This is a genomic window from Dysgonomonas gadei ATCC BAA-286 (genome assembly GCF_000213555.1).
In the GTDB taxonomy this organism is placed as follows: domain Bacteria; phylum Bacteroidota; class Bacteroidia; order Bacteroidales; family Dysgonomonadaceae; genus Dysgonomonas; species Dysgonomonas gadei.
On record NZ_GL891990.1, the window covers coordinates 43664 to 60193 of the forward strand.

A 16530-nucleotide genomic window follows, 5' to 3' on the forward strand; every position below is an offset into this window, starting at 1 on the left:
GAGAGAGAGAGAGACTAAGTGTTAATTCAAATCTTTTTTCCTACATTCAACTTTGCGAGTCCTTTCAGGTTCGTCTGATATTTTTATATCCATACTTTAGCATTACACGTACAATATACGCACGCGTAATGTGTGTATATGCGCACATATTAACCATTCCGGCCACAAAAAACAAAAAAAGCATATATAAAAATTCAATGTCTTCAAAGAAGCCTGCGCTTTGTCGTTTATTGTCTTCGATAAATTTATCTTCATTTTTTTGTCTATTGCTTGTGAAAGTGGTAAATAAATACTTTGGAGCATTGAATTTTTCCTGCATAATACAACTCACCGGTAATAAGATATTAATGACATGCATACTTAACTAAACTAAAGAAAGTTATGAAAACAAAACTATCGATTTTATCTCTGTTCCTCCTGCTAATTCTGTCAGGAAATACAAATTTATCCGCCCAGGTGACAATAGGGGCAGGAACTCCTCCCGAGAGAGGGGCATTATTGGATTTTAAAGAAAGAGATGTCACAAGTCCTACACAGGATGTGGTCAGTCTCGAAAATTCTACAAAAGGAGTCCTGCATCCAAAGGTTTTCCTTCGCGACGCTTCTAAACTTACACCTTTATATGGCGGTTCCGACGATGGCTCCGGAGTATGGTCCGACGAATCCACAGCCGAAGAGAAGCTGAAAGCGACGGGAATGGTTGTTTATAACGTCAACCCTGACGCCATCAATATGGATGAAGGCTTATATATGTGGCAGATTGATGAATGGGTGAAATTGAATCAGGACGGAGCGGCAATTATCCAGCCTGTAAACTGTTCCGCTATCCGGATAAACGGTTCCTACATAGAAGGAGTACCTGCCAACAATAACAACTATCTGGAAATAGACCTGACTGTAACCAAAAAAGGTTCTTTCGTTATTTCAGTCTTATCCGGCAACGGCTATAGTTTTTATTACACAGGGGTCGCTTTGGAAACAGGGACATTAACAGTTAAAGTACCGGCACAGGGAACACCGGCTTTAGTACAAACGGATAAATTGACATTCAGTGGAATAAGTCTGGTTTCCGGTTGTGAGCCGGAAATAACGGTACAGGAAATGGTTGCCGCCTATACGATGGTCTGCTCATCGGCTGTGGTACAAGGTCAATTTTTCAAGGGCCAGGCTTTAACAACTTCGAATAAAATAAGAATGAATATCAATGTATCCCAACCGGGCTCATATAATATTTATACGGAAACAAAAAATGGCATCAGTTTTAGGGCTTCGGGGTCATTTGCCGCTACAGGAACACAAACCGTAGAATTGCCGGGTACCGGAATCCCTACCATAAATGAAGACTTTCAGGTCGTAATAAAAGCAAATACATCGCTGGGTTCTGCGGAATGTTCCGTCTTGATTCCTATCATATTGCCGGATATGACCTATGCGATAATAGGCAGCGGAGTTTGGTCCTGGGCTGCAACACCAAGAACAAATGCTCTATCGAATACGGGTTCCGCCAGCTTTAGCCCTGATGGCCTCGTAAGGATAAAAAGTTTTAAACAATTATGGAGTACTACCAGTACATCCACCGCTACAACTAATCTAACCAACGGCATAAATGGTGGTAAATATCCTGATGTTGTTTTATACTTCGCATATGGTGCGGATCCGACATCTGCATTAACTACGGCACTTCTTAATTATATCAATGCGGGAGGTTGTGTAATATATGGTTCCTCTGATAATACAGCCACTGCCGTCAATACATTGATGAGTGGTCTTTTTGGAATATCACCGGCTCAGAATCAAACAGGAGGAGGGGATGATAATGTATATCCAATAGCAAACAATTCTTCTGATCCTATCATAAACGGGCCATTCGGTAATCTTGCGGGAATGTATTGGGGTGAGGATAATACTTCTAATTACTCTATTGTAATGTCTTCTTTGCCTCCAAACTCCGTACAAATTTGTACAGCGCAGTCCACGTCAAAACCCGGTATAGATCCCGTCATATCAATTGTATGGTACAATAATAGTAAAAACTTTGTATATTTTGGGGATAGTACAGGGGCCAGTACCAGTGATACAAGCACCGGTGCATATCCTGCAATTTACAGGAACAACTTGCCTGCATCTAAACTTTATGGGCCCGGCAGTACCAACAACCGTTATGTTTATAATGCGGCTTTAGAACTAAATGCAATGGCATTTATGATTCGAAAGGCGGCGGTTAGCGGAATTAATCCTTATTAATTAGTATAAGCAGAATATGGATCAGGTCGTATCTATTGCCGGAAGTGCCCTCTTTGGCGCAAGCCTGCAAGAGTAAACCTAATAAAAGCGAAAGCGGACAATTCAAAGAATTGTCCGCTTTACTTTTAATGGTATGTTAGATTGGATTGATTACATCATTCCGCCCATTCCACCGCCCATTGGAGGCATTGGAGCAGGGTTTTCTTCTTTCTTATCAGCTATGATACACTCAGTAGTAAGGAACATACCTGCAATAGAAGCTGCGTTTTCAAGAGCGACACGAGCCACTTTGGCAGGATCGATTACTCCGGCTGCATTCAGATTTTCATAAACATCCGTACGTGCATTGTAACCGTAATCTCCTTTACCTTCACGTATTTTCTGAACTACGACAGCTCCTTCTTTTCCGCTGTTAGCTACAATCTGACGAAGAGGTTCCTCGATAGCGCGTTTTACGATTTCGATACCTGTAGTTTCATCTTCATTTTCGCCCTTCATGTTTTCAAGAGCATCGATAGCACGGATGTAAGCTACACCACCTCCCGGTACAGTACCTTCTTCGATAGCGGCACGGGTTGCGGAAAGAGCATCGTCAACACGGTCTTTCTTTTCCTTCATTTCCACTTCAGAAGCGGCGCCAACATAAAGAACTGCTACACCACCTGCCAATTTAGCAAGACGTTCCTGCAGTTTTTCCTTATCGTAATCCGATGTTGTTTTCTCCATCTGTGAACGGATCTGGCCTACACGCGCAGCGATGGCTTCTTTTGCTCCGGCTCCGTTTACGATAGTAGTATTGTCCTTGTTGATAGTAATCTTATCAGCAGTACCAAGCATATCGAGAGTAGCAGCTTCCAGAGAAAGACCTCTTTCTTCTGTGATCACTGTACCTCCTGTAAGGATAGCGATATCTTCCAGCATTTCCTTGCGGCGGTCTCCGAAGCCCGGAGCTTTAACGGCAGCTATTTTCAAGCCTGCGCGAAGACGGTTTACTACTAATGTGGTCAAAGCCTCTGAATCGATATCTTCAGCAATGATAAGCAGTGAACGGCCCGATTTAAGAGCAGCTTCAAGTATTGGAAGGATATCTTTCAATACAGAAATCTTCTTATCGTGGATCAGTATATACGGGTTTTCAAGGTCAGCTTCCATTTTCTCTGTATCAGTTACAAAGTAAGGAGAAATATAACCTCTGTCGAATTGCATACCTTCTACTACGTCAACGTATGTTTCGGTACCTTTTGCTTCTTCAACTGTGATAACGCCTTCTTTTTTCACTTTACCCATCGCTTCAGCAATCAGCTTACCGATGGTTTCATCGCCGTTTGCAGAAATTTTAGCTACGTTCTCTATTTTTTGCAGGTCATCGCCTACTGTTACCGATTGCGCTTTGATGTTCTCAACAACTTTAACCACGGCTTTATCGATACCACGTTTCAAATCCATTGGATTTGCTCCTGCGGTAACGTTTTTAAGGCCTACGCTAACGATTGACTGTGCCAATACTGTAGCAGTAGTTGTTCCGTCACCGGCATCGTCGTTTGTTTTAGAAGCTACTTCTTTTACAAGTTGTGCTCCCATGTTCTGGAATGGTTCTTCCAGTTCTATTTCTTTAGCAACAGTTACACCGTCCTTTGTAATGTGAGGCGCGCCGAATTTCTTATCCAGAATTACATTACGGCCTTTAGGCCCAAGGGTTACTTTTACAGCATTAGCCAATGCATCAACACCTTTTTTGAGCTCGTCGCGAGCATCTATATTAAATTTGATTTCTTTTGCCATTTTATTTTTAGTTTTAAAGATTTCTAGTTTACTGGTTTACTAGGATTTGATAGTTTACTAGTCATTAGAGTTATAAGCAATTCTAGCAGGCTGGTAAACTTTTATCTAGTACACTCGCAATTAAATAATTGCAAGAATATCCGACTGACGCATGATGAGGTAAACCTGACCTTCCAGTTCTATTTCAGTTCCGGCATATTTACCATAAAGCACATTGTCTTTCGGTTTTACCACCATATCTTCGTCCTTTGTTCCATTTCCTACGGCAATTACTTCGCCTTTAAGCGGTTTTTCTTTTGCAGTATCAGGAATAATGATACCTCCCACACTTTTTTCTTCTGCAGCGGCCGGTTTTACAAGCACTCTGTCTGCTAATGGTTTAATACTCATGATTCTTTAAGATTTTAAATTGTTATATATTAAATTTTAAATATTTTCTGATTAGAGATAAGCGAAATGCGTGCCAAAGTATATTTCTGTCAAAAAAGCAGGATAAGGAACGTATGAAAACTGACAAGTAGTCATTTGCTGTTAACAGTCATAAATTAACAGTTAATATAAATACGTCTTCTTCAGCTTACTCCTTGTTAAAAAGTGACAAAGGTAACACTGGAAGCAATTAATAATTAAGAATGAAAAATTAATAATTTGCTTGCTGAGTAAAGAATCCCGTCAGTTAACAGTCATCAGTCAACAACTTGTATCTCGTTTCTTGTCCACTCGTAACTTCTAACTTTCTTCAAAAGGTAACAAAGGTTACACTATTTCACTTATTTGCTAATTATTTTTTTCAAAGAACGATAAGCTAACAGCTATTAGCCATAAGCTACACATATAGATAAAGTAATTTATTATTATTCAGTCTCCGGGTTCAGTTTCTTTTTATCCAGATTTCTCACTACCCGTCCATATATGACAAGTGCGATGGCAGAAACTAATCCGATAACGAAAAAGACATACCATAAATAGTGCGCATTGGCAGTTGCGGCAGCATAGTCGGCAGCAAAATTCGTAGAATTAGCAAATCTTTCAGATAAAGGATCAGGACAAAACATCTCCAACAAGAACCCTGCAACAATAAAACTCACCAATGAGGATACAAATGAATGCAGGTGACTAAAACCTAAATAGAGCCCTTCTTCTCCTTTTGGAGACTGTAAAGAAAAATATTCGAGGAAACGAGGTGATATAAAACATTCGGCCAAAGCCTGAAAAGCAATACCGACAATCAGCATAAGAGTTATCGGATGTATCGTAAACAATCCCCCTACAGCAATCAGTTCGCCTCCCATCATATTTCCGAACGCCATTAACAGGGCCGATACAGGAATTATAAACATCCCAACCATAATTGAGGCCAAAGGTGTTCTTTTCTTCATTATAGTTGTCACTAAATTCACCAATAAAAAGACGACAAAAGGATTTACATTGGCAATCCATCCCGGCGAGGCATCTTGTCCTACCATTCTGATAACATACTTAGGCATAGATGCATACATCTGCTGTTGTACAATCCAGAAACCACTGGTTATTAGAATAAGCGCAACGAGACGTCCATTCTGACAAACCTTAATTAACGCAGCCCATATTTCGGAGAGACTTTTACCCTGTCCTTCCGTCTTAGTCGATTTATACATGAAAAAGACCACAACCAGTGCTATCAAAGTCATTGTTGCTGAAAAATAGTTCAGATAAACCAAACCCTGATCTCCGATACTTTTGCGAAGAGGATCTACAATTGTTTTCCCGGTGAACGCACCTATATTGACCATCATATAGAATATGGCAAATCCTCTGGCACGGGTTTCCGATGTAGTTTCTTTGGCTACTGTGCCGGATATAACCGACTTGATAAATGCTCCTCCCACCACTATAAATAATAGTATAGGGATAATAGACCATTGATGTACGCTCTCTCTAAGTCCGGTAAATGTTGTATATCTGTCAAAATTTCCAACTCCTATCCATTTGAAAAATGAACGGAATATAGCAATAATGCTTCCCGGTTCCGTTTCAGATAAATCCTGATTCAGACCGACAGCATTAGCAGCTCCATAACTTACAAGCCCTGAACTTTCCAGAAAGGTAGGGATAAGGCCCAGAGCGAAATATCCGATAGTTAATAAGGCAAAAGCGGTCATTATTGCTCTTCTAAATCCGATCTTATCAGAATATGCACCTAGAAAGGTAGGGAGAAAATATAATAGTGCTGAGAATGAACCGGCAATAATACCGGCTTCAACATCTGAAAAGCCCCATACATTTGATAAATATAATGTTAGTGAAATAAAAATCGCATAATACGCCAGCCGTTCGAGCAGTTCGACGGAATTGGCAACCCAAAAGGCCCTTGAAAATTTAGTCATTAGATTTGATAGAATTGTTAAAATTTAAACGAATCGTCACAAAAATAAGAAAATAATCCTGTTTAGAAAGGTTATGCGCTTTACGGAATATGTTAATTAGACCTTTTTAACTCAATACAAAAAGTAGTGCCGACACCTATCTCCGATGACTTCACATAAATTTTACCTCTATGGTACGATTCTATAATGCGCTTTGCCAGAGAAAGCCCCAGTCCCCATCCCCTTTTCTTTGTGGTAAATCCCGGACTGAAGATCGTTTTGAATTTTGATTTAGGAATGCCTTTTCCCGTATCCCGTATATCCAGGCTTATTATTTTACCTTTATCGGACAAGGTGTAAATGATCTCGCCCTGACCTTCCATTGCATCCACTGCATTTTTTGTCAGATTCTCTATCACCCAGCTTAATAAAGGCTCACTTACGTTTGCATAAAGAGGTGCAGATGACAACTGAAGTTCAAAAATGACTTTTTTCGAAATTCGCTTTTCAAGATAGGTTATAGATTGAGTTACGATTTCATTTATATCCTTTCGTTCCAAAGATGGAGCAGAACCTATTTTCGAGAACCTGTCCGTTATCATTTGCAGGCGGTTCACATCTTTTTCCATATCCAACAAGATAGACTGATCGGCATTTTTTAATTTCAGATATTCCAGCCATGCCAGCAATGATGATATCGGCGTTCCTAACTGATGTGCCGTTTCTTTCGACAGACCTACCCAAAGGCGGTCCTGTTCCATTCGCATCGTGGTAAACAATGCAAAAAAGGCAGTTATCATAAATATGATCAGTACACTCACCTGAACATACGGATATAATTGTAACCGCTTTAGGGTGTAAGAATCGTCGTAATATACATACTGGTCAAAATCCTCAACTTCGATAACAATGGGTTTATGTCTCTTTTCAAAAGTTCGGGACTGCTGTTTCAGAAACTCCTGTTCATCGGTTTCGGGAAGTTCTATATTTGTGGAAGTATAGTAGTTATCTTTCTTGTCATATAAAATGACGGGGATAGTCGTGTTGCTTTTCAGAATCTGGACTACCAGGTTCATATTCAGATTTTCGGTATTACTGGCCATTTCTTTAGTGGCCTCAGCCCAGATCTCGATCTTGTTGCGTTCTTCTTTCGAAAGGTCTTTTACCAGGTAATGAGAGACAATAAGCGACCCGAAAGCTATTATTATAGCCACTATAATAAGGATGTACCGCAATAAGAGCCTATTGTTCTCAAATATTTTCATGCAATAAAGATAATTGTTTTATTCTTTAACGCATTTTCGACGGGAATAATATTGATTATCAGAATTTCTTCAGTTCCTGATACAAGCGTTGTATGGGTAATCCCATAATGTTGAAATAAGACCCCGAAATATATTCCACGGCGATATAACCGATCCATTCCTGCACACCATATGCCCCGGCCTTATCCAACGGCTTATATTTCGTTACATAATATTCTATTTCATCTTCTTCGAGCCTTGCAAATCTCACTTCGGATGAGACGCCGAATGCCTTCTGCTTATCCTTTGTTGCTACACAAACGCCTGTTACCACCGAATGCGTCTTACCCGAAAGATCGTGGAGCATTTGTTTGGCATCCTCCTCATCAAGAGGTTTGCCATATACCTTTCCATCGAGGAGAACGATTGTGTCCGCTGTTATAAGAAGTGTATTATCCTTCATACAGGCCTTGTATGCGTTTGCTTTTTCCTTTGCGATATAGATAGCGATATCTTCTCCGTGCAGATTGTCAGGATATGATTCGTCGATATCGGGAAGCGTTTTTATTTCGTAAGCAATATCCAACCCTGAAAGAAGTTCCTTTCTGCGAGGTGAATTGGATGCAAGTATGATCTTATATTTTGACAAATCGAGCATTCAGAACAAGTTTTTTTGACGGCTTTCCAATTCCAATAATTTCTTTTTCACTTCAAGGCCGTAGGCATATCCGCCCAGCTTCCCGCCTTCATTCACTACACGGTGGCAAGGAACGATTATGGCTATATTGTTTTTCCCATTCGCGGAGCCGACAGCCCGGCACCCTTTCGGAGAGCCTATACTTATTGCTTCTTCTTTGTAGGAGACGGTTTCCCCATACGGAATAGTATTTAGATAATCCCAGGCTTTTTCTTGAAAAGAAGTCCCTTCCTGAGCCAAAGGCAAGTCGAATATTTTGCGCTCACCGGCAAAGTATTCTTTCAGTTGCGTTATAGCCTCATCAAGAACCGGAGCTAAGATCGTATCCGTTTGTTTCATTTCTGAGACAATCCGCAGAGCAGAAATAAAGCCGTTAGTCTCTTCTATTTCTATTACTCCGACGGGAGATTGTAAAAAAGCCTTCATTTTTTTTCTTTGGTTTATCTTCGTATTTCGACCAACTCCAGTTTATCATCTGGCGCAGGCGTTTAAGGAAACGTTTCGACGGTTTGTCTCTCAGGTATGATTCTATATGGCGTTTCTTTTTTTCTTCCAGTATTTCATCCACATTGATAAGTATGCCCGTTTCTTCTACGTTGCCAAAAGTATCGTTTACGGCCGTACCGAATACTTTCATCTGAGGTGAAAGGCTCATATAAGCATTTACGAGTGGCGGAATGTTAAGCCCTAACCTGCGGACAGATGTATTTAAGATTTTATAATCAGCCTTAAAAGTATCCTCATCGAACAAACGAATAAGTTTCTTTTCTTCTGTTTCTATCTGAAGTGCCTGCTTCGGCCAAACCAACTTATCAGGATCGGGGAAATACTTACCCAGAAAATAAAGGATCATATCACGGGCCTGAGTATTGTAAGTATCGTACATGGTCACTTTTCCGAAAAAATATTTCATAGACGGGTCTGCCACAGACAATGCCCCCAATCCATCCCAAAGATTATCGAGTGCGAATATACCTTTCGACCCTGCAAGAGTGGACTGATATTCCAATGTGACAAATGAGCGTCCGAGCTCGAACGTATAAGGCAGGTATTCTTTTATAAACTTCTTGGAGAAATGAAACAGATGGGAGGTAGCCAGAACCGGTTCGCCATTATCATCGAAACAAATATCCGGCCCGCAGATAAAACGGTATCCTCCTATTATTTCTTCCGCGTCGGGATTCCATACTATTAGCTGCTTGTACGGATTGTCCATTGTATCATACTCGTCAATATCGGTAGACAATCCTGTTCCTCCCCCGTAATAACGGAATGCGATCTCACGCAGACGGCCTATTTCCAGCATCACATTAGGCGAATTGTGATGTGTGATTATATAAATCTCGTTATTCGCCTTATTGGTATGCCTCAGAAGTTTATCCTTCGTCAATTCGGCTTTTAAGAGACTTTTATCTATTGGTGAGATGATTTTTTCCATCTAATATTATCTGTTTGATTTCGCTAACTTATATGTTTTATCTTTTACATAGCCGGCCCATTGCGAAGCGCTTTTCGAATTGTCGAAAGTTGAATACGGAATTGGCTCGCCAAATGTAATAGAAAAACTTGTATCTTTATTTTTAAACATTTCGTCGGGCAAAAGTATCAATTCCACATTGAACTTTAGCCCTAACCGCTTTCTTATATTTGCAAATCTATAAAAGAAATTTGAATTTTTCCCATCAAAGTAGACAGGAACAACATCTCTCCTGGATTCAATGGCTTTCAGTATAAAATTCTTTTGCCACGGCAAATCGTATATCTGTCCCTTTTCCCTGCGGGAGCAAAGACCTGCGGGAAAAGTGATGATCTGATCATCGGAGTCATAAGCTTCATTCAATGTAAGGGTTGCCTGCTTCGACTGCCGGCCGTATTTATTAACCGGAAGAAAAATCGGTTGCAGATTCCGGATGAAATACAATACATCGTTTACCACATACTTTATCTTCTTATTGTACTTTTCTCCAATTATAGCCGAGAGGCAAATGCCGTCGAGCCCTCCTAACGGGTGATTGGATGCAAATATAAAACGTCTGTCTTGCGGTATATTCTCCAGCCCGTTCACCTCCAGTGTAAGATTGAAATAGCCGACTACGGCCTGCATAAAATCGACACCTTCCTTATCTGCATATATCCTGAGTATTTCATTTAACTCATCGATATGAACCTTACGCTTCAGATAATTTATAATAAAGCGTGGTATTTTATTATAAATTTTCGGAGCTTTTTCTTCCAGTACTTTATCTAAATTCAGTATAAGTGGTTCTTGAGCCATTTCTGAAAAATCATATGAATCACAAAATTAATTGATTTTGAGTTATTATTACTTCAAAAAATCAATAAATAGTCATAACTGATATGTTTTAATTGATTTTACCTATTATATTTGTGTTCTTATTACAAAATATATAATAATAGAATAATGAAAAACAGAATATTATTTTCTATCCTCAGCATCGCATTGTTAGGCATATTCACCCTGACAAGTCTCAATGTATCGGGAGAGATTAAAGATGAACCGAAAGGAAAATCGCCTGTCGTAACATTATCCGCATCAAATTATGAGAGTGAAACTTCCAAAGGGCTCGTCTTTGTAGACTTCTGGGCAGCATGGTGTGGCCCTTGCCGCCGCATGGCTCCAATCTTGGATGAAATTGCTACGGAATACAAGGATTCTGTTAAGATAGGCAAGGTAAATGTAGACAATTACAAGAAATTCTCGATAGACAAGGGCATACAGGCATTGCCTACCATAGTCGTTTACAAAGATGGAAAAGAAGTGGACCGCATTATGGGACTGGTATCGAAAGATAGACTGGTCGAAGTAATCAAGGAATACTCCGCAAAGAAAGCTAACTGATCCAGTCGAAACGCAGGTACGGAATCACGGTCTTTGCTATTTCAGTTACAAGAGGGTAGGTATGGGATTTCTCACGCACATCCTCTTTTATTATTCGCTTATGTTGGTCAAACTCGGCCACAAGATTCAAGGCAATACTGAATACCACAATCCACTTTGCGGCACAGAACAAGGCTCCCGCCAATCGGTTCAATATAGTCATTTTCAGTGCATCCACAAAAGATTCGAGTAACTTACCTGCAAAGAACAATGCAACCAATATCGCTATGAATGCTACAATATATGAAAGAGGCCCTATTATATGGGGCGACCCATCGATCAGATTAATAAGCCAGGGGGCGATGTATTCCGATAGTTTTCCGGCGAAGATAGCACCCAATATAATCCCTGCGAGAGAAGCGATTTGCATCACCAATCCCGAAAAGAATCCTTTTATCAGCGTTACCAATACGAGAATTACAACTACCAGATCGAACCAGTTCAACTCCATAAAGGTCTATCTATAAACAACAAAAGTAAGAATTAATACTAATTCCTACTTTGTTTGCCTGAGCAAAATGTCTTTTTACAAATATTATTTGCTGTATTCGTCTGAAACTGAAAGTTTAGCTCTACCTTTGGCTCTACGGGCTGCAAGCACTCTACGTCCGTTTGCTGTAGCCATTCTTGAGCGAAAACCATGTTTGTTTTTTCTCTTTCTGTTTGATGGTTGAAAAGTTCTTTTCATCGCTATATATATTTTCTGTTATTATTTCTTGTTCAGTTTCGGGTTGCAAAAATAGGATGTTTATTTAATATAAGCAAGAATATTAACGTTTTATTTTCTCGAAAGTTATAAAACTATATGCATATTTATGTTTCTCATCCATAGGATGATCTTCCTTCGATACTTCCACCCACAATTGAGGATCAACCAGGGGAAAGAAAGTATCGGCATCTTCGAACCTGTGATGGATGCGGGTCAGATATAGTTTGTCGGCGACATCGATAACTTCCTTGTATACAGAACCGCCGCCGATAAAGAATATTTCAGGTTCGTCTTTACATAACGCAACAGCTTCTTCAATAGAAGAACACATCTCGCACCTGTCGAAATGTAATTCTTTATTCTTGGTAATTACAATGTTCCGTCTGTTGGGTAAAGCCCCTTTAGGCAACGACTCAAATGTTTTCCGTCCCATTATTACAGGGTGGCCATCCGTTATTTTTTTGAAATATTTCAGATCATTAGGCAGATGACAAAGCAGGTTATTATCCTTGCCTATTGCATTTTTTTCATCCGTTGCTACTATAATGGATTTTACTGTCATATTTTATTTTTTCTTCTTAAATCCGACAGGGATCTTCAATGTATCCGAGTCGTACATATTAATATATAAGATAACTTCTTTCTCCAAACCTTTGTGCGCAACCTGATACATATCAAGAAGTCCGCCATCATCCAATAATCCGTTTTTTGTTTTGAACCCACAACAGCTTCCCAGTCTTGTATAGGTGATCGGCTCTCCGTCCGGCCCCATCAGCGCATTCAGAAACCGTCTTTCGTTTCTGGCGCCACTAAGGACACCACCTCCCACCATTATCGGATTCTCCTGAGTGTATCCGTATGTGGCATCATCGCTGTAAACGTCGACCACGAAAGTTTCATTATTCAAGAGTTTTTGCTCTACATTAGGACTACCGTAAGTACCCCAGCCTTTCTTAGCCGATTGTTTCGAAGAACTACATCCTGTCAGGATAATTAAAGCCAGAACGATAAAAAATCTAGTTTTCATAATGTTGTTTCTTTTAGATTCAGGTAATTTGCTTTTCTTAATAAGAGGCAAATTAGTAAATAAATCCACAACAAACTACGAAATTTTATTTCTCCTTCGGTTTTAACCCCATCTTTTTAGCTTTTGCAACCAGATATTCATAAGCGGCGTCATATTCATTCGATATAACACCATCAAGGATAGCGTCTTTTACAGATGATTTCAACCGACCTACTTCCACACCCGGAGCGAGTCCGAATATCTCCATAATTTCTTCGCCACCGATCGGCGGCTGAAAATTACGTACGTGGTCTTTCTCTTCTATATCCTTTAATTTATGGCGTACCAGTTCAAAGTTTCGTAAATAACGGCGTACCTTCTCCGGATTTTTAGATGTTATATCAGCTTCGCACAACGTCATCAGGTCTTCAATGTCATCTCCGGCCTCAAACAATAAGCGGCGCACAGCCGAGTCGGTTATGTCTTCATCCACAAGTACCTGCGGACGCATATGCAATGTCACCATCTTTTGCACATACTTCATTTTCTCATTCAGGGGAAGTTTCATCCTGCGGAATATTCCCGGAATCATCTTTTCTCCTATAAAATTATGATTGTGGAAAGTCCATCCCAGCTTTTTATCAAAACGTTTGGTTGCAGGCTTGGCTATATCATGCAGGATAGCAGACCAGCGCAACCACAGGTCGTCCGTTTTCTTCGAGATATTATCCAGAACTACCAATGTGTGATAAAAGTTGTCCTTATGCCCGACCCCCTCTTTAGTCTCAGCACCTTTGAGTGCCACTAATTCCGGAAATATAATTGCTAAGAGGCCTGTCTGGTCGAGTTGAAGAAATCCGACAGACGGTTTGGGAGACAGTACGATCTTATTTAATTCATCAATGATACGTTCGCCCGATATTATACCGATGCGGTCTTTGTTACGCGTGATGGCATCGAATGTTCCCGGCTCGATATTGAAGCCCAGCTGTGAAGAAAAACGGATTGCCCTCATCATCCGCAACGGATCGTCGCTGAATGTAATATCCGGATCGAGAGGGGTGCGTATAATCAGGTCTTCCATATCCTTCAGCCCGTTGAACGGATCGAGTAATTCCCCGAACCTGTCTTTGTTGAGGCAAACGGCTAAAGCATTTATCGTAAAATCGCGGCGATTCTGATCGTCTTCCAATGTTCCGTCTTCTACAACCGGCTTACGGGAATCCCGCTGGTAAGATTCGCGGCGTGCTCCTACAAATTCTATTTCGGTATCCTTGTATTTAATCTGTGCTGTCCCGAAGTTTTTGAATACAGAGAGATGGGCTTTTTTGCCTAGTGTCCTGGCCACAGCCTGAGCCAGTTCGATCCCTTTGCCTACCGTAACAATGTCTATATCCTTTGACGGGCGGTGTAAAAATATATCACGGACATATCCTCCGATAGCATAACACTCCAATTGCATATCATCTGCAACCTGAGAAATTATTTCAAATGTTTTCCCGGAGAACTTCTTTTTCAACTCACGCTGTATTTCTATATTGTTGAGGTTTATCATTTCAATTTTACTGCATAACTCTCTTTGACCAACGGAGTAATCTATTTAAGTAATAAATCTCACAATTGCTCTGATTTCGAGAGGTTAGAAAGTGCAAAGATAATAAATTCTACTAATCAATTATCATACCGCAATTCTGCCTCAATAAGAATTATCAAACAAGAATGATACATCTCCGGATGATAAATTTCAACTAATTAAAAACATCTTTTTCTTTTTCCTGTTAAAAGTGTATGCCGAAAGATGTTTTTGTCTATTTTTAGTGTTGAGAAGTTAAATTATTTGAGAATAATTCTGTTAAAATCAAAATAATTTGTAATTTGGTACACAATTAAAGAAGATTACCCGGAATACTTTCTCTCTAAAACAGAGCAACATCCTATGCAAAAAATTTTAAGAAATACAATCGTGTTTCTCTTTATCTTCTTGTTTGCTTGCGGAGCAAAAGATGATGGAGCTAAACTGCGTTTAGACTCGGCTCGTCGTCTCTATACCAACAAAGAGTATACATTGGCTAAACAGGAGATAGACAGTGTGAAAATCCTGTATCCGAAAGCGTTTGACCAGATACGGGCTAGTCTGGCTTTTCTCGACACGGTAAGAAGGGCAGAGAACGAGCTGGTAATCACCCAATGCGATTCACTCATTGCCATGAATGAACCCACATTGGATAAAATAAAAACCCTTTTTTCATTTCAGCGTAACAAAGAATATCAGGAAACAGGGGTGTTTATTCCTAAAGAAAGCCTTACCGGTGGTGTTATTGCCGGTACAATGCTGCGCTCGGGAGTAGGAGAGGATGGCGTATTATACATAGAGAGTGTTTTTGTAGGGTCAAAACAAAAACATAACCGCATAAAAGTATCTGCAAAAGACGGTTCCTTCGCTCAATCGTTAGCGGTGACCGACGACGGTCTTAATTATCGATTCTCTAATATGGGGAAAGAATATGAGATCATCCGTTTTGCGGGGCCCAGCGAAAATGGCATAGCTGGATTTATATTCACAAATTCAAACAATCCCCTGACTGTTACACTCGAGGGACAGGGAAAATATACATACACCTTATCACAAACTACGAAGTCCGCAATTTCTAAATCTTTTCAGTTATCAACAATGATGTTACAACTCGACAGTCTGAAAACAGCTAAAGAGAAAGCAGAGTATCATATTTATTATCTCGATAATAAAAAAGACAAAGAAAGCCAGGACAATGTCATCAAATGAAAAAACTTATGGAAAAAGAAAAGCCACCTTTTGATACCCTGGATCAGGGATCGGGTATATTCATACCGAATGTATCCGTCGATTGTATCATACTGGGTTTTGATTCGGGTCGTCTTAAAGTATTATTATGCAAATTTAAAGTCAGTGAGAAATGGATGCTTCCGGGAGGCTTTGTAGCAAAAGACGAGGATCCCGATGAATCTGCTTTGCGGGTACTAAAAGGTCGCACCGGACTTGAAGATGTGTATCTTAGACAATTCTATTTTTTTGGAAAAAAAGGGCGTATAGGCGTAGAGGAGAATGCTGATATGCTTAAGCGATTCAATATCCGGGAAGATAAAGGCCAATGGTATACCGACCGCTTTATCAGCCTGGGATATTATTCCCTCATTAAATATAACGAAGCTCAATTATTTACTAACGAAGAGTATGAAGAGGCCGGATGGTTCGATATCAATGAAATACCGTCGTTATATGCAGATCATAAAGAAATTATAGATACTGCTATGTCCACTATCCGTAGACAAATCGGATTTATACCAATGGGTTACGAATTACTACCTGAGAAATTCACTATGCCCGAACTGAGATGTATATATGAAGCCATTCTGGGACGGGAGATAGACAGGCGTAATTTTCAGCGTAAAATGCTGTCGATCGGCTATATTCAGCCATTGAATGAAACAAGAAAAGCGGGAGCGCATAAATCCCCGAATCTGTATACATTTATAAAAGAAAAATACGCAGAAGCTGAAAAGTACGGTATACAGGTGATGAGTAATAATTTCTAAATAGACTAAGATAGTATTAAATACAAAAAAG

The 16530-nt window shown here is 40.0% G+C and carries 17 protein-coding genes; 4 read left to right on the forward strand and 13 right to left on the reverse strand.

The genetic code is table 11. The features are described from left to right. Window positions 1-381 precede the first annotated feature (381 nt). On the forward strand, window positions 382-2244 hold the full coding sequence (locus HMPREF9455_RS18030) for a hypothetical protein (RefSeq protein ID WP_006801180.1): 1863 nt from the start codon (window positions 382-384) through the stop codon (window positions 2242-2244). A gap of 150 nt (window positions 2245-2394) precedes the next feature. Here HMPREF9455_RS18030 and groL read toward each other — a convergent pair whose 3' ends face one another. The 8 genes from groL to glsA all read right to left on the reverse strand — a co-directional run bounded on the left by groL (window position 2395) and on the right by glsA (window position 10587). Then, on the reverse strand, window positions 2395-4026 hold the full coding sequence (gene groL / locus HMPREF9455_RS18035) for a chaperonin GroEL (protein ID WP_006801181.1): 1632 nt from the start codon (window positions 4024-4026) through the stop codon (window positions 2395-2397). Between the two features lie 120 nt (window positions 4027-4146). Then, a complete protein-coding gene (locus HMPREF9455_RS18040; RefSeq protein ID WP_006801182.1) occupies window positions 4147-4416 on the reverse strand; it encodes a co-chaperone GroES in 270 nt (89 codons plus the stop codon). Between the two features lie 464 nt (window positions 4417-4880). Beyond that, entirely contained in the window at window positions 4881-6392 is a 1512-nt protein-coding gene (locus tag HMPREF9455_RS18045; protein ID WP_006801183.1) for a POT-type proton-dependent oligopeptide transporter, read from the reverse strand. Window positions 6393-6484: 92 nt separating this feature from the next. Next, window positions 6485-7636, reverse strand: a complete 1152-nt coding sequence (locus tag HMPREF9455_RS18050) for a sensor histidine kinase (RefSeq protein ID WP_006801184.1) — start codon at window positions 7634-7636, stop codon at window positions 6485-6487. 58 nt (window positions 7637-7694) lie between these two features. After that, the gene (locus HMPREF9455_RS18055; RefSeq protein ID WP_006801185.1) at window positions 7695-8273 is read right to left on the reverse strand and encodes a Maf-like protein; all 579 of its coding nucleotides are present in this window, start codon (window positions 8271-8273) and stop codon (window positions 7695-7697) included. Continuing rightward, the gene (locus HMPREF9455_RS18060; RefSeq protein ID WP_006801186.1) at window positions 8274-8738 is read right to left on the reverse strand and encodes a methylated-DNA--[protein]-cysteine S-methyltransferase; all 465 of its coding nucleotides are present in this window, start codon (window positions 8736-8738) and stop codon (window positions 8274-8276) included. Beyond that, on the reverse strand, window positions 8686-9750 hold the full coding sequence (glsB, locus tag HMPREF9455_RS18065) for a glycine N(alpha)-acyltransferase GlsB (protein ID WP_006801187.1): 1065 nt from the start codon (window positions 9748-9750) through the stop codon (window positions 8686-8688). Before glsB ends, HMPREF9455_RS18060 begins: the two co-directional genes overlap by 53 nt. 6 nt (window positions 9751-9756) lie before the next feature. Then, window positions 9757-10587 carry a lyso-glycine lipid O-acyltransferase GlsA gene (glsA, locus tag HMPREF9455_RS18070; RefSeq protein WP_006801188.1) on the reverse strand — a complete coding sequence of 277 codons (831 nt, stop codon included), beginning with the start codon at window positions 10585-10587 and terminating at the stop codon, window positions 9757-9759. A 147-nt stretch (window positions 10588-10734) separates the two neighbouring features. Here glsA and trxA point away from each other — a divergent pair, with 147 nt between their 5' ends. After that, complete coding sequence (trxA, locus tag HMPREF9455_RS18075) at window positions 10735-11172, forward strand: thioredoxin (protein ID WP_006801189.1); 438 nt, start codon at window positions 10735-10737, stop codon at window positions 11170-11172. On the opposite strand, the gene HMPREF9455_RS18080 is transcribed toward trxA, so the two are convergent. From HMPREF9455_RS18080 to HMPREF9455_RS18095, 5 genes are all read right to left on the reverse strand, one after another. Next, window positions 11165-11662 (reverse strand): CvpA family protein, encoded by a 498-nt coding sequence (locus HMPREF9455_RS18080; RefSeq protein ID WP_006801190.1) that lies wholly within the window; start codon window positions 11660-11662, stop codon window positions 11165-11167. The two genes, trxA and HMPREF9455_RS18080, sit on opposite strands and share 8 nt — an antisense overlap. Window positions 11663-11746: 84 nt before the next feature. Beyond that, the gene (gene rpmH / locus HMPREF9455_RS21170; RefSeq protein ID WP_081852563.1) at window positions 11747-11899 is read right to left on the reverse strand and encodes a 50S ribosomal protein L34; all 153 of its coding nucleotides are present in this window, start codon (window positions 11897-11899) and stop codon (window positions 11747-11749) included. Between the two features lie 82 nt (window positions 11900-11981). Then, window positions 11982-12482, reverse strand: a complete 501-nt coding sequence (locus HMPREF9455_RS18085) for a dihydrofolate reductase (protein ID WP_006801191.1) — start codon at window positions 12480-12482, stop codon at window positions 11982-11984. 3 nt (window positions 12483-12485) lie between these two features. Continuing rightward, window positions 12486-12947, reverse strand: a complete 462-nt coding sequence (locus tag HMPREF9455_RS18090) for a hypothetical protein (RefSeq protein ID WP_006801192.1) — start codon at window positions 12945-12947, stop codon at window positions 12486-12488. Between the two features lie 85 nt (window positions 12948-13032). Next, window positions 13033-14481 (reverse strand): CCA tRNA nucleotidyltransferase, encoded by a 1449-nt coding sequence (locus tag HMPREF9455_RS18095; RefSeq protein WP_006801193.1) that lies wholly within the window; start codon window positions 14479-14481, stop codon window positions 13033-13035. A 381-nt stretch (window positions 14482-14862) separates the two neighbouring features. Between HMPREF9455_RS18095 and HMPREF9455_RS18100 the strand changes: the two genes are divergently transcribed. Continuing rightward, window positions 14863-15708, forward strand: coding sequence for a hypothetical protein (locus HMPREF9455_RS18100; RefSeq protein WP_006801194.1), 846 nt, complete (start codon window positions 14863-14865; stop codon window positions 15706-15708). A gap of 8 nt (window positions 15709-15716) precedes the next feature. Next, entirely contained in the window at window positions 15717-16499 is a 783-nt protein-coding gene (locus tag HMPREF9455_RS18105; RefSeq protein ID WP_006801195.1) for an NUDIX hydrolase, read from the forward strand. The last annotated feature ends 31 nt before the right edge of the window (window positions 16500-16530 follow it).

What these genes read in the sequence shown, in the direction of transcription:
- glsB (WP_006801187.1), bottom strand. Translation starts at nt 9,750, where the DNA reads ATGGAAAAAATCATCTCACCAATAGATAAAAGTCTCTTAAAAGCCGAA.
- HMPREF9455_RS18090 (WP_006801192.1), bottom strand. Translation starts at nt 12,947, where the DNA reads ATGAAAACTAGATTTTTTATCGTTCTGGCTTTAATTATCCTGACAGGA.
- trxA (WP_006801189.1), top strand. Translation starts at nt 10,735, where the DNA reads ATGAAAAACAGAATATTATTTTCTATCCTCAGCATCGCATTGTTAGGC.
- HMPREF9455_RS18050 (WP_006801184.1), bottom strand. Translation starts at nt 7,636, where the DNA reads ATGAAAATATTTGAGAACAATAGGCTCTTATTGCGGTACATCCTTATT.
- HMPREF9455_RS18105 (WP_006801195.1), top strand. Translation starts at nt 15,717, where the DNA reads ATGGAAAAAGAAAAGCCACCTTTTGATACCCTGGATCAGGGATCGGGT.
- HMPREF9455_RS18060 (WP_006801186.1), bottom strand. Translation starts at nt 8,738, where the DNA reads ATGAAGGCTTTTTTACAATCTCCCGTCGGAGTAATAGAAATAGAAGAG.
- HMPREF9455_RS18040 (WP_006801182.1), bottom strand. Translation starts at nt 4,416, where the DNA reads ATGAGTATTAAACCATTAGCAGACAGAGTGCTTGTAAAACCGGCCGCT.
- rpmH (WP_081852563.1), bottom strand. Translation starts at nt 11,899, where the DNA reads ATGAAAAGAACTTTTCAACCATCAAACAGAAAGAGAAAAAACAAACAT.
- glsA (WP_006801188.1), bottom strand. Translation starts at nt 10,587, where the DNA reads ATGGCTCAAGAACCACTTATACTGAATTTAGATAAAGTACTGGAAGAA.
- HMPREF9455_RS18045 (WP_006801183.1), bottom strand. Translation starts at nt 6,392, where the DNA reads ATGACTAAATTTTCAAGGGCCTTTTGGGTTGCCAATTCCGTCGAACTG.
- groL (WP_006801181.1), bottom strand. Translation starts at nt 4,026, where the DNA reads ATGGCAAAAGAAATCAAATTTAATATAGATGCTCGCGACGAGCTCAAA.
- HMPREF9455_RS18085 (WP_006801191.1), bottom strand. Translation starts at nt 12,482, where the DNA reads ATGACAGTAAAATCCATTATAGTAGCAACGGATGAAAAAAATGCAATA.
- HMPREF9455_RS18095 (WP_006801193.1), bottom strand. Translation starts at nt 14,481, where the DNA reads ATGATAAACCTCAACAATATAGAAATACAGCGTGAGTTGAAAAAGAAG.
- HMPREF9455_RS18100 (WP_006801194.1), top strand. Translation starts at nt 14,863, where the DNA reads ATGCAAAAAATTTTAAGAAATACAATCGTGTTTCTCTTTATCTTCTTG.
- HMPREF9455_RS18030 (WP_006801180.1), top strand. Translation starts at nt 382, where the DNA reads ATGAAAACAAAACTATCGATTTTATCTCTGTTCCTCCTGCTAATTCTG.
- HMPREF9455_RS18080 (WP_006801190.1), bottom strand. Translation starts at nt 11,662, where the DNA reads ATGGAGTTGAACTGGTTCGATCTGGTAGTTGTAATTCTCGTATTGGTA.
- HMPREF9455_RS18055 (WP_006801185.1), bottom strand. Translation starts at nt 8,273, where the DNA reads ATGCTCGATTTGTCAAAATATAAGATCATACTTGCATCCAATTCACCT.